Consider the following 13,484-nt stretch of genomic DNA (forward strand, 5'->3'; position numbering starts at 1 on the left):
CCCCCTAATTGATATATATAGGTTACCCCCTAAAGAAAAACTTGGCGAAATGCTGAGTTTTTCTTTTTTATAACAAAAAAGCGAATGAGTTGTTTTTAAACAGCTCATCCGCTTAACTTAAACGAGTTATCTGCCGGGCTCTGTTCATTAATGTTTCTACCGTTTCTAAATCCGTTTTCGTTCCAAGTGCAAAATTCCCTTTATATTGTTCATGCCCTTTTCCGGTAATAATAATCCAATCACCATCATTGGCTAATTTAATAGCTCTTTCGATTGCGATTGTTCGGTCAGGTATGACTTCCCCTTTACTAGATCCATGATGGTCGTGGAAATATTTTAATATTTGTCTCATCTCTTCTTCCGTTGATCCGTTTAAATCATCAAACGTTAATATATAATAATCGCTCACCTTTAGCGATTCATTCATCATCACTTCACGCTTTGTTGAATAGCGCGACCCTCGGAATCCAAATACATGAATGATGCGATTAGCACCTGATTCTCTTACGGCGTTTAAGCAATGATAAAACCCTTTTGGTGTATGAGCATAATCGACAACAACTGTTATATTTCCTGGGAAATTGACAACTTCAAACCTTCCTTTTACCTTTTCTACATGATTTAGTGCGTCTACAGTTTCACTTAACTCTAAATCAAATAACTCTCCTACCATTAGGCTGAACGCTGCATTAAATCGATTATGAATTCCAGGCATTTTTAAATTTAGCAAAACATTAGTATTAATCGCCTTCAATGTCACACTCGTATCTTGTCGATGAATTTGTGCATCAGCTTTTGAGCTTGTCCCAACAGTGTAGACATGAGTGCCTTTTTCTCTTAATAAATGATAAGCTTTTTCTCCCCACTCATCATCCCTATTTACCAAAGCATAACCATGTGGCTTTAACAAATCGAATATTTTAAACTTCGATTCAAAATACTCTGTCATACTTTTATGATAATCTAAATGCTCTGAATCTAAGTTAGTAAAAATAGCCGCATCTAATTGAACTCCTTCTACTCGGCATTGTTTTAAGGCATGAGATGAAATTTCAATAATAATGACATCATCCACGCTCTCATAAAGGAGCTTTTGTAACATGGCTGTCCCAGGCGTCGTGTTTTGACTTGGACGTGATTCACCATTAATAAAATATTCAATCGTACCAATAATCCCAACGGAATAGTTATTTTGTTCAAAAATCGCTTTTAGCATATAACTTGTCGTTGTTTTACCATTCGTCCCCGTTACACCTATCACTTTTTTACAAGCAGATGGTTGCTTATAATATTGACATAATATTTGACCTAACGCTTTTTTACTATTTCGAACTTGTACATACGGTACTAATAGTTCTAGATCCTTCTCTCCTACTATTACACTGGCACCATTTTGAATGGCTTCATCTATATAAACGTGTCCATCATGCTCATAGCCTCTAACAGCGACAAACATGGACCCAGGTTTAACTTCTCTAGAGTCGTCGGTAATAAAATCAACATTGATATCGTCAAGGTTACGGTGATGTATAACATCGACGTTTGTCAGTAGCTCGTTTAAATTCATTGTAGTTCCTCCAAACATCTTTGAAACCTTGTTTTAGTTTACCCCATTATACTTGATGAATAACTAATTTTCTGTAATCCAAAAGTACATTTATTATGTTAATTTCTCCCTAAACATACCGTATTTTGTTAAGTATGAAAAACGCTTCGCGAGAATGATCCCCCGAAGCGTTGTTATTTAAGAAGTTGCTTTAATTGATTGGTCAACAGTTGTTTGTTTCTGCTTCCTCGTTAACCAATAAAAAATTGGTGTATCGAGAGCAGCAATACCTAACTTAATGACATATTGACTTAGAATCATCATCCAAAGATTAGGCACTGAACCGATAAAAGCAATTGTGATAAATACGGTTGTATCAATTAATTGTGAAGATGCCGTACTCACATTATTTCTTAACCATTTATATTTAGTATTCGTCATTTTCTTCAATTTAGAGAATATGAGAACATCAAGGTATTGTGATGTGAGATAAGCTGCAAGTGAAGCGATGACAAAGCGCGCATTTTGCCCGAGCAACGTTTCATATGCTTGTTGTGACTCCTGCGCAAATGGTGCCACTGGTAATAGCTGTCCTAAAAAAATCATGATACTGGCGAAAATTTGGGCAATAAACCCAAAAATAATTGTCTGTTTTGCTTGTTCTCGTCCATAATTCTCATGAATAATATCTGTTATTAAAAACGTGACTGCATATACGACAACGGCTGCTGGAATAGTAAAGTTTTCGCCTAACATGACAATTTTACCAGCGATCACATTTGCGACTACTAACGCGCTGGCAAAGATCACATTGAGTAAAATAAGCTTCTGATCTTTATTTGTCATGTTCACGCACCGCTTTCGTGGTTAGCTCAATACCACCACGCGCCGATTGATAGACCGTCACTTCAACACGTTTTGGATCAATCGCATACATGACATCATCCGCAATTTGTGCCGCTAATGACTCACAGAAGGCACCTTGATCCCTGAAAGACCAAAGATAAAACTTTAATGACTTAGATTCAATACATTTATCTTGTGGCGTATATGAGATTTCAACTCGGCCAAAATCAGGCTGACCAGTCTTCGGACAAACCGCCGTAAATTCTAATGCATTAAACGTGATTTCTTGGACGTTTGGCGCACCAAAGGCTTCGTTCTTTAATATTTCGCGCCCTTCCTCGACGCTATTCGGTCTTGGCATTGGCCCTGACCTAGGTAAATAATAGTTCTCTGACATATTGATCATCTCCTTAGTTTTGATTAAGCAGGATTTTTCGAACTGCTATGTGCTTTCACACACAAATATCAATTATAACAGCATATGTCCATTTATAAAAGGACAAAAAAAGACGGGAAAACTCCCGTCTTAATCAATTAAGCCTTTGCCTTTCAAAAATTCTTCTGCGACAACTTCTGCCTTCATATCATCAATATCGACTTTAGCATTCATTTCTTGCATTTCTTCTTCAGAAATTTGACCAGCCAATTCATTTATGACGTCCTCAAGCTCAGGATGATTTTCTAGCGTTTCCATTCTAATTAGAGGTGCTGCATCATACTTCGGGAAAAATCCTAAATCATCAGTAGTTGCTTGTAAGCCATACCGCTCAATTTTACCATCAGTCGTAAATGCAGGGATTAAATCAACTTCCTTATTGTATACTGCTTCATACATCACGTTAGGATCTAAAGAGTCTGTTCGACTGAAGTCAAATGGATAGGTTTCAATCATAGCATCATACCCATCACCTTCACGCTCATAAAATGGGTGAGGAGCTCCAAATGACATCTCTTGGTTTTGTGACACCTCAACTAAATCAGAAAAAGTCTGAGCATCATAATCAGCATCAGGATGGTATGCCAGTGTGTAAGTATTTTCGAAGCCTAAAGGCTCTAACCAAGTCACGTTAAACTTTTCTTCATATCCTTCCTTCACTCGTTGAAAAACACTTTCCGAAGATTCTCTTTCTTCCGCCTGTTCATTCAAAACCGCTTCTAAACCAGTTCCTGTATATTCTACATAAATATCAATATCACCTTGATCAATGGCAGGTGTGATGACAGCTACTTCACCTAATCCATCTTCATATTGAACATCTAAATCCGTATGGGCTTCTATATACTGCCCTACAATTTGAGGTAAAATGTATTGCTCTGTCCATGGCTTACCGCCAATTTTAATTGTTCCTTCATCACTACCTGATGATCCACAAGCTGCTAATAAACTTACAAATAATATGCTGATCATAAAAAATAACCTTTTTCGCTTAACCATCATAATCCTCCCTATTTAATCCTCATACCTTTAGGTGTCGATTTTTTCTCTAGATGTTTTAAAATAAAATCAAACATATTAGCTAAAACTGCCACAGGAATGGCTCCCGCTAAAATTAAATATGGTTTATATGATTGAAGACCGCGATATATGACATCTCCTAATCCACCAGCACCGACGAACGTTGCCAATGTCGCGACTCCAACCGTTAAGACTGTAGCCGTTCGAATTCCTGCCATAATAAAAGGTATGGCTAAAGGGAATTCAACTTTGAATAAACGTTGTCTTGAAGTCATACCCATTGCACTTGCTGCCTCAATCATCGCAGGACTGACTCGCGAGATCCCCGTGTAAGTGTTTCGAACAATCGGAAGTAATGCATATATTGTAAGCGCGATTAAGGCTGTGTTCGTTCCTATTCCAATCAGTGGGACGAGAAATCCAAATAAGGCTAGGCTCGGAATCGTTTGTAAGACCGCTGTAACTCCAATCATAGGTTCTGCAAACCGTTTAGCTCTAGCAATCCATATGCCTAATGGTAATGATATTAAACATGCAATAGAAATTGAAACAAAAGATAACCATAAGTGCTCAATAAAAGCCATTTGAATCAATTCCCTACGATCAACGACTGTTAAGAAGAACTCATTAAACCCGTTATACATTCCTTTTAACCAACTCACGATAGCTCACCTCTTTCTGAGGTTAACGCTTTAATAAATGAATCTTTTGTTAAATAACCTAATAGTTCATCGTTTTCTTTTACAGCGACTACGTCAAACTTTTCATCAACAAACAAATGAATTAATTCATCAAGTTCTGCTAAGGCTTGTACTTCTTTGCTAGGGTCAGAAGGTGCAGCCATCGTAAACCAATCCTGATAATATTTTGCCGTTTTATTAGTGGTTTTTAAATACCGAGTCATTCTGTCTTCCCCAATAAACGATTTTACAAATTCAGTACGCGGAGACTGTAAAATTTCGTCTGGAGTTCCATATTGTTCGACTTCACCTTTCCGTAAAATCACAATTTGGTCAGCAATCTTTAAGGCTTCATCCATATCATGCGTTACAAAAACGATGGTTTTTTGTAATTGACTATGTAAATCTTTAAGCTGATCCTGCAGTTGCTCACGACTGATCGGGTCTAATGCACTAAAAGGTTCATCCATTAAAATAATATCTGGATTACCGACTAATGCTCGTGCCACCCCTACCCTTTGTTGCTGCCCACCACTGAGTTCCAGTGGAAAACGATTGCGGAAAACATCTGGCTCTAGGTTCACCATATCTAACATATCATTGACACGTTGATCAATTTGACCTTTCGTCCATCCGAGTAATTTGGGGACAACCGCTATATTTTCAGCAATCGTCATATGCGGAAATAAACCAATTTGCTGAATGACATATCCTATTGAACGCCTTAGTTCAACAACATCTTTTCCATAAATGGATTCACCATCAATTATAATATCACCTTCACTCGGGGAAATAAGGCGATTTATATGTTTTAATAGAGTTGTTTTTCCACAACCACTTGGACCAATAATACAAGTTAATGCACCGGGTTGTAGATTTAGATCTATTCCTTTTAATGCTTCAGTACCGTCGTCAAAATCTTTATTTAAATTCTTAAATTGAATCAACCATTTCTCCCTCCTTCTGTTACATACCCTACTTTAAAAAAAGTATATCAAAACAAACTAGTTTAACATAAAGATTTTTATCAAGTGGGAGGAGTATAAGAATTTTATTAGGGAGGAGGCTGAGACAAGAATAATTATTATATAAAAAAGGCGAACATTAGACTGTATTAAACATCCTTAGTTCGCCTTCTTTATGGTAGCTACGTCAAAATGCTTCGCTTTCCGCAGGCACGGCTTCAACTTCCCCAAACTCACTTCCGTTCGAAGATTTAAGGATGTTCGGGCTAATGACGCAACATCCTGTGGCCCCTCAGCTCGTGCTGTTCTGCGACGATCTGGACGATCTAGTGTCGGCGTTGGCCACAAATGCTACTTGTGATACACCTGTGCATTACTTTGCGCCGAGTAATCGCAGGCGCAGGACGTGGCCACTTTAAACCGACCTGGAGTCTCGCATTTTGACTACGCTAACTCCATTTTTGTTCGGTATATTAACCTATTTATCTTTTGTCCCATACTCCTCTTTAAACTATTCATCACAAACTTTTTCAACAAAGCGTTTCAACACATGCACCGTTTGAACACAATCGTTTAAAGAAGACCATTCTTTAGGATTGTGGCTAATACCGTCCTTACTTTGAATAAATAACATGGCTGCTGGCACATACCGTCCAACAATCATCGCATCATGTCCTGCACCACTTGGCAAGTGATAAGCTTCTGAACCTAATACTTCTTTGACGGCTTCACTCGCTTTTTGCTGCATATGTTGAGGAATTTCAACGGGGTCCACGCTCATTAATTCCTCAAGTTCGACCGCAATTTCCTGCTTACCTGCTACTGTTTGAGCACAAGTTTTAACCAAACGAACGATCTCTTCTTTCCATTCGTTCTTAATATCACGTATATCAACTGTTAGCTCAACTTCACCTGGGATAACATTTACACCGTTTGGTTTTACTTCTAGTTTACCAACAGTCGCCACGCCTGAATCACTCACTTGAGGTGGGAAGTCCTTCACTTGGCGAATAAAATCACTCGCTGCTACCAATGCATCTTGGCGATCATTCATCGGTGTATTCCCAGCATGTCCTGCCACACCTTTAAATATAACTTTTAACCAAGTTGGTCCTGCAATTCCTGTTACAACACCCGTCGGAAGATTCGCTTTCTCCAAACGTTTCCCCTGCTCAATATGGACTTCGATAAAAGCATACACGTCATCCAGATCGCGCTTGGCACTAGCGACACTCTCCGGAGTTAGACCAACCTCTTTTAATACTTCTTCATACGAACGTCCTTCATAATCAACCCGTTTCCGCTCTTCATCCGCTTCAATTTGCCCAATAAAGGCTTGACTACCTGTTAAACCTCCGTTAAAGCGAGCTCCTTCTTCATCAGAGAAAATAACGACTTCAAATGGACGCTTGGGTTGATAACCTTCCTCACGCCATGCTGAGACCACTTCTAAAGCAGACAAAACACCTAAAGGACCGTCAAAATGACCTCCATGTGGAACACTATCTACATGGGAACCAGATAGAACAGCTGGTACATCTTCTTGCCCTTTTAAGCGACCAAATACATTCCCGGCACCATCCATCATAACGTCGAGTCCTTCTTCTTCCATCCACTTCATCACTAATTCTTTAGCTTTTAGTTCTTCTTGCGAAAATGATATTCTCTCGCAACCGCCTTCTTCGGTCCAACCGATTTTAGCAAGCTCAGCTAGTCGTTTAGCCAATCGTTCACCATTTACTCCAGAGTGCGTAAGTTCATTTTGGTATCCATCCATTAGTCGATCGTAAAAGTTCAATTAAATGTCCCTACCTTTCAATAAATTGTGGACCTCTAAAAAATCGATTTTTTATCAATAATGCTTGGAAAACCTCTAAAATTACTCATCGATTTTTTTACTTAAAGTTACTAGGAAAAATAACACAAAACTCACTAAAAGGGTAGTCCCGCCAACTATGAAATACACCGTTACCAAACCATCTGGTAATCCAAACGGGCGTACATAATAGACCCACATACCTGTTGTAAGCCCAAACGCACCTATGATTGCGGTCCAAACATGCAACGTCGCTAGCTTTGTTTTCACTTGATAAAAAACTTTATAAAACACCGCCCACGCAAAGAGCGTTAACCAACCCACAACTAATATATGAGCGTGCACCGTTCTAAATTGGTAATCCATTGACCCTGCCATATGAGAACCAATGAACGCTCCAACTACTGCGAATAAAGCTGAAAAACGTAATAAGGTTGTACTATAATTCTGCATCACTAGACCCCTTTCCACGTGTTATAATAAGATTATATTTATTATGTCATAGATATAGGTAGGAGAAATGAATAATGAATGAAAAATCAGTGAAGAACTTGTGGCAAAACTTCTTGTCTACATTAAACCCAGAAGAAGCCAAGCATGCAACGTATGAAGCATGGGCATTTGGCGATGGTCCTGAGTTAGCGAATGAACTGGCTCAATTAGTTAAAAGTGGAGATAAAACAGCGACTTGCTCTTTATATCAATCTTACATAGATGAAAACGAAGAATTGCCTAAAGTCGGTGAATACAACATTATTACCGATTGGGACGGCCAGCCTATTTTGATCACTAGAACGATGAAGGTTGAGCTAATCCCGTTTAATGAAGTAACTAAAGAGTTTGCTTATAAGGAAGGAGAAGGCGATAAAAGTTATGATTATTGGCGCCGTGAACATATTAAATTTTTTAACCGAGAATTAGCTGACAAAAATCAAACATTTGAGGAAAAAATGTATGTCGTTTGCGAAGAGTTTAAAGTCGTCTATGAGGGTTAACCCAACACACCCTCATAGATTTTACGGACTTTTTCATCAAACTGATTCACTTGAACAATACGAGCTTCCCGCAAGTACTCTTTGCCATCGACAAATAAAATGAGTACTGGAACGGTAAAAATTGAAAAACGCCCTGCGACTTCTGGTACATCATGAACATCTATATGTCCGAGTTCTATTTGAGGGTATTGGTCCATTAGATATTGAACCTGAGGCAATAGACTATGGCACACACTGCAACCTTTCCGTGATATATACAAAAAAGACAGCTGATGCTCTAATAACTGGTCAATGTCCCCATTATGATGCAACTCTTTAAATTCACGCATTGACTCCACTCCTAAATGTCTTACCCCCTGAAACAGAGGTGTTTCGCCAAGATGAGTCTTTTTTTCGCCGATTCGATTTTGCTTTTCGCGAATTTGAGCCCTCTTTTCGCCAGAATGAAGCTTCTTCTCGTCAAAACTAGTTTTCTTTTCGCCAAATTAAAGGATCTTTTCGCCGATTGTTTAAAAGTTAACAAGCTACTCTTGAGACTCTTTATAATTCATCTCAACATATTGCTTTAATTGATACAAATGATTGCCGTCTTCCTTTTTAATGATTCGGTTGATCACTGGCTTTGTTAACATATTTCGGAGCCCTTTTGTTTTAATATTCCCTTCAAAGTGAATATCTGTCCCTCCATCCACTTCACTTAACGTATAAATGTAATGAAGGTCTAAACCATTCTGTTTACTATACGTCGCAAATTTCGTGTAGGGTTCATACTCAGTGACTTCTAATGTGTTTTCAACTTGTTGATTGCCAATCAGTCGAACCTCTTTAATATGCGTCCCCACTTTCACCTCTTCATCTAATACTTCAACTTCTTGTATGTGGTCTAACACTTTAGGTGCATATTCAAACGTTGTTAACACACGAAACACTAAATCAATCGGATATTTAATATGTACGTCTCTCTTAAATCCCATTACATTCACCTCTCTGTCTGTTATTTTATCACAAAAAAAAAGAACCCGCCTTACGCGAGTTCCAATATCTATTCAGATATTAAGGGGGCATTTTTAGCAACTTTTATTCCACGTTCAATTAACGTATTCCACTCTTCATCTAACGTTTTAACGTGATTTAATTCATCAGTCACACGATCTAATAAGGTACAAGAAAGTTTTTTAGCCACTAAGATTTCAAAAATCTCAATTCTTAACAACCAATCATCATTTGATATAACTTGTAATTCATCTAAAACACGTTCTAATTCAGACTCTGGGTCTGCTATATGACCTTCACGAACATTGCGTACATCTTGGAATAACTGTTCAAGTGATGTAAGCTCTGGGAGTGCCGGTGTTTCCATTGGTTCAGATTCCACTATTGAGTGGAAAGCTTCTCCGTCAGCCGCTCCAGCAAAAACAGATACAATATCCGTTCCAACCGCCATATCAAATACTCCCCACTCGGGTTCAAATAATACGTCATCCCCTAATGTCACACGACAGTTTTCAAAAGAAACAATAACTACTTTACCATCTTTACGTACCAAATCTTTAACAGTACCTGTAACAACAATGCCGCTTTCAAATTCCAAAGTCGTTTCTTCACCCACCAAGACACCTTGGGCTTCCAGCTCAGAATCGGTTAAATTTTCTAAGCTTTTGCCTAAGTCTTTTAACTTACCAACCGGTGAACCAAAACCATCGGAATGGTAATCTGTACCGTGCCCGGAAAGCTCTTGGTGATCAAACGCGAGGTTTGTTGGACCAGAAGTTTTAATGTAAATGAGATCACCGTTTTCATCTGTGATTCGATCAGAGAAAATACCTGTGACTTGAAGACCTGAACTAAACACTGCTGTTGCGACATTCTCTGATTGGATCGCTTTATCCAAGCTTTCTGTTCCACCCTTCATAAAGGACATTTCTTGAGCAAACTCTTTTAACCCTTCAATGAGTTGCTCAAAACTCTCACAAACGAACAACTGTGGCTGTGGTTTTGTAATATCAAATGAAGTATTAACCATTTCCTGAACATCAAACGGACGTTTTTCAACTTCAGGACTTAAAATATTACTACCTTCCGCAACAGACGATAGTAATCCTGCACCATAGATTTTCGGATCATCGACTGTTCCAATTAGCCCGTACTCAACCGTCCACCAGTATAAACGACCAACTTTTTCAGCTTCTGAGACTCCTTTAATTGCTACCTCTTTTTCTTTAACATTTTGTTCTGCCGCCTTGATCTCTTCCTCAGTCGCGTCACCTTTTTCCAACAAGTTCGAGTAATGACGGACAGCATCGAAATGATCATGTTCTTCTTTAGAGGCAATCGCTTTTTTCCCAATCTCACCGAACATTTTAACGTACTCGGAGTATTTCGGATTACATAAAATAGGAGCATGACCAGCCGCTTCATGAATAATATCAGGGGCAGGTGTGTATTGAATATTCTCTAGTTTACGTATTTCTGTTGCAATCGGTAGAACTCCATTTCCTTGGAATTCAAAGAAAGCAACCCCAGGAATAAATCCATCAATCGTCGAGGCTCCCCAACCGAAAGGAGCTAATGCTTCGTTCATTTCATCCACATTTGGAATCTTCTCAATCGTAATCCCCGAAGCTCTTAAACCATCTGTATAAGCCTCATGAGCAAGATCCTTTAAAGTATGGTGATTCTGCCGCATGACATAACGCCAAACCGCATGATTAATGGGTGTATATGTATGATAATGTTGTTCCGCTGTATATTTTTTTAAATGCTTAGGTACTTTTTGAACCGTTAAAGTCATTTGACTCATCCTTTCCATTACTTAATCGCATAAATGCTTAAACGCTTAAACGCTTTTATTTACTAAAGTATTGGTTATTAATTTACACCTGATTCAGAAAAAAGTCAACCCAAATATTTATTTTGACATAAAAAAAATACGCGCATCGATACTAGTGGGGAGTTCTAGTACCGAGCACGCATCTTTTAGCCGCTTCCCGAACTTACCTGGAGGTAGATTGTCGTCGATATCGACTAAACCTTTTGATAAATACACAACATCAATGGGGTAATGAAGAATTGTGTATACCGATCGATAGGGTAAAAAATAATGGAACCTATCCCTGAGAGCCATCCATCTACACTCAAGGTAGGAAGGATGCAGATGTCACCTCCATTTCTATTAGATTACCTCGGCAATACCGAATGACGAGGTTAGTGGTAAGATAGGGGCTGTTCATTTCCTACTTAACCGGTCACGTTTTAAGTAAGAATGAATAACCGCTAATCTTACTGCCCTGATCTTTCGGTAGCTGGCTGGCATTGTGCATATGCACAGAAGCCCCTATAGCTTTGCGTCACTGGTTTTCACCAGTTTTGCCTTTGTCGAGATTAGGTCATTTGAATATTCTGACTAATCTCTTATTGTTATCATAATTCATTACTTGATTAGTAGAAATCCGTCAAACAACCTAATTTTTTGTCGAGATTCCTTTATATGATACACCATCAAAAATAGAAAATAGGTCAAAAGAAATACCATTTTAATGTTCTTGATTATATTTTTGTCGAAAAATTAGAATTAACTCTATAAAAGTAATCATTAATAACTATTTAAAAATGTTTCTATTCTATTTCATTTTTTGTCTGTCACATTACAAATTAGACCTTTTGTACTATTCTTCCAAGGGGATTTTAATTTATTATATTGGATCTATTCAGGATAAAGGAAGGTAGGAACAATAATAGGTGTTTGTTAAGATAATAGAAGACTATTCCATTTGAGAGTGTGATACTATGAGACGTCTACTTTTTCATTTATACACGAGCTATGTAGCTTTATATATATTCAATCTTTTCCTAAATAACGAAACCGTTATGACAATACAAGGTTGGATTGGGATATTGGCGCTATTCTTGTCAATTGCTGGGGCTAATCGAACTTATCAGATTATTGGTGTTGTATTTCTCATCGTTTCTGGTGTGATTGCTATTGGGTATGAGTTACCTTTTAACGAATTAGTTGGGCATTTCACCTCTATGGGCTTATTATTATCGTTACTCTATCTCATCCCGTTTATTAACCATTACATGATTATTGGTGGGTATGAACAATCACTTTTTAATATATTGCAGAAAAACACACCTAATTTGGGTAAGTTTTATGTGAAGTCTTATTTAACTAGCTATGCCTTAACCCTATTTATCTTTATATCTACTATTCCATTAGTTTACACCCTGGTTAAGGAAAAAACAGCGCACTTAAACGAACGGATCACTCATCAATTAGCGACCAGGGCCATTTTAAGACCATTTGCTGCAGCAAATACTTGGAGTCCAATTGAAGTTTATATTGCGATGGTAGTGGCCTTTACCGGATCTTCTTATTTAGCGCTACTTCCTATTTTGTTCGCTTTTTCAGTCATGATGCTTTTACTTGACACATCACTTGGCTATTTCAAATATCGAAATGTGAATTTAGAACCCGTGGAAGAGGAAGATACCCAACAAAACACTAACTATCGCCATCTCCTATCGTTAGCAGGTTTTCTCATTCTTTTTATCGCGACGGCTGCCATTACGCATTTACTGACGGGACTAGAATTTTTTGATTCAATCATTCTAGTCATCCTTCCATACACGTTTACCTGGGCGATGGTAACGAAGAAGCATCGCACTTTCATTCGTTATACACAAAAAGTGTGGGGCGATCATATATGGACGATGCAAAACTTTATGATGCTCCTACTTCCAATCGGATTATTCAATGAATTGATCGGTGAAACCCCGTTATTAGAAATCGCAATTGAATCGTTCGCCTGGCTTGAACGAACACCATTATTATTATTCATTTTTATCCAGTTGAGTTCAATGGTATTAGCATTCTTCGGCTTTCACCCGCTCGTAACTCTTAGCCTACAAGGGTTATTCGTCACACCATTTTTAGAGTCTATTAATCCATTAAGTGTATCAGTTGTGATGATTATATCCGTGATCGCTAATGACATGACAGGAACCTTCAACATTCCAATCACAATGTTGAATCAATATTTTAAGCGCAATCCATACCAATTGACACTTTGGAATATTGGGTATGCATTGATTTTTGGAGGAACGGGTGTACTAATCGGATGGATGTTGCTCTAATTATATAAAAAAATTATAATTATTTTAAAATTTTTCAACAGGAA

General features: G+C 38.1%; 13 protein-coding genes and 1 riboswitch. Of the genes, 2 read left to right on the plus strand and 11 right to left on the minus strand.

The window, feature by feature from the left end; all coding sequences use genetic code 11:
* Positions 1–112: 112 nt before the first annotated feature.
* The 8 genes from BMY57_RS07755 to BMY57_RS07790 form a co-directional block, all read right to left on the minus strand.
* Positions 113–1,567, minus strand: coding sequence for a UDP-N-acetylmuramoyl-L-alanyl-D-glutamate--2,6-diaminopimelate ligase (locus tag BMY57_RS07755; RefSeq protein ID WP_177176348.1), 1,455 nt, complete (start codon positions 1,565–1,567; stop codon positions 113–115).
* A gap of 177 nt (positions 1,568–1,744) precedes the next feature.
* A complete protein-coding gene (locus tag BMY57_RS07760) occupies positions 1,745–2,392 on the minus strand; it encodes a queuosine precursor transporter (RefSeq protein ID WP_091773454.1) in 648 nt (215 codons plus the stop codon).
* Complete coding sequence (gene queF, locus BMY57_RS07765; RefSeq protein WP_091773455.1) at positions 2,382–2,789, minus strand: preQ(1) synthase; 408 nt, start codon at positions 2,787–2,789, stop codon at positions 2,382–2,384. Before queF ends, BMY57_RS07760 begins: the two co-directional genes overlap by 11 nt.
* A 129-nt stretch (positions 2,790–2,918) precedes the next feature.
* Entirely contained in the window at positions 2,919–3,827 is a 909-nt protein-coding gene (locus BMY57_RS07770; RefSeq protein ID WP_256205273.1) for a glycine betaine ABC transporter substrate-binding protein, read from the minus strand.
* A gap of 11 nt (positions 3,828–3,838) precedes the next feature.
* Positions 3,839–4,492: an ABC transporter permease gene (locus BMY57_RS07775; protein WP_091773495.1), complete on the minus strand. Its 654-nt coding sequence runs from the start codon at positions 4,490–4,492 to the stop codon at positions 3,839–3,841.
* Positions 4,493–4,506: 14 nt separating this feature from the next.
* Positions 4,507–5,475 carry an ABC transporter ATP-binding protein gene (locus BMY57_RS07780; protein WP_091773456.1) on the minus strand — a complete coding sequence of 323 codons (969 nt, stop codon included), beginning with the start codon at positions 5,473–5,475 and terminating at the stop codon, positions 4,507–4,509.
* Positions 5,476–6,004: 529 nt separating this feature from the next.
* Entirely contained in the window at positions 6,005–7,291 is a 1,287-nt protein-coding gene (locus BMY57_RS07785) for a M20 family metallo-hydrolase (RefSeq protein WP_256205274.1), read from the minus strand.
* A gap of 81 nt (positions 7,292–7,372) precedes the next feature.
* Entirely contained in the window at positions 7,373–7,762 is a 390-nt protein-coding gene (locus BMY57_RS07790; RefSeq protein ID WP_091773457.1) for a hypothetical protein, read from the minus strand.
* Between the two features lie 74 nt (positions 7,763–7,836).
* On the opposite strand from BMY57_RS07790, the gene BMY57_RS07795 reads away from it, so the two are divergent.
* Positions 7,837–8,304: an ASCH domain-containing protein gene (locus BMY57_RS07795; RefSeq protein ID WP_177176349.1), complete on the plus strand. Its 468-nt coding sequence runs from the start codon at positions 7,837–7,839 to the stop codon at positions 8,302–8,304.
* Here BMY57_RS07795 and BMY57_RS07800 read toward each other — a convergent pair.
* The 3 genes from BMY57_RS07800 to BMY57_RS07810 form a co-directional block, all read right to left on the minus strand.
* Positions 8,301–8,633: a thioredoxin family protein gene (locus BMY57_RS07800; RefSeq protein ID WP_091773459.1), complete on the minus strand. Its 333-nt coding sequence runs from the start codon at positions 8,631–8,633 to the stop codon at positions 8,301–8,303. The genes BMY57_RS07795 and BMY57_RS07800 overlap by 4 nt on opposite strands.
* Positions 8,634–8,828: 195 nt before the next feature.
* The gene (locus BMY57_RS07805; RefSeq protein WP_091773460.1) at positions 8,829–9,278 is read right to left on the minus strand and encodes an SRPBCC family protein; all 450 of its coding nucleotides are present in this window, start codon (positions 9,276–9,278) and stop codon (positions 8,829–8,831) included.
* 68 nt (positions 9,279–9,346) lie between these two features.
* Complete coding sequence (locus BMY57_RS07810; protein ID WP_091773461.1) at positions 9,347–11,095, minus strand: aromatic amino acid hydroxylase; 1,749 nt, start codon at positions 11,093–11,095, stop codon at positions 9,347–9,349.
* A gap of 503 nt (positions 11,096–11,598) precedes the next feature.
* A riboswitch (cyclic di-GMP riboswitch) is annotated at positions 11,599–11,685 on the minus strand.
* A 405-nt stretch (positions 11,686–12,090) separates the two neighbouring features.
* Here BMY57_RS07810 and BMY57_RS07815 point away from each other — a divergent pair.
* The gene (locus BMY57_RS07815) at positions 12,091–13,440 is read left to right on the plus strand and encodes a hypothetical protein (RefSeq protein ID WP_091773462.1); all 1,350 of its coding nucleotides are present in this window, start codon (positions 12,091–12,093) and stop codon (positions 13,438–13,440) included.
* Positions 13,441–13,484: the final 44 nt, after the last annotated feature.

The organism is Piscibacillus halophilus (assembly GCF_900110685.1).
Classification (GTDB): Bacteria; Bacillota; Bacilli; order Bacillales; family Alkalibacillaceae; genus Piscibacillus; species Piscibacillus halophilus.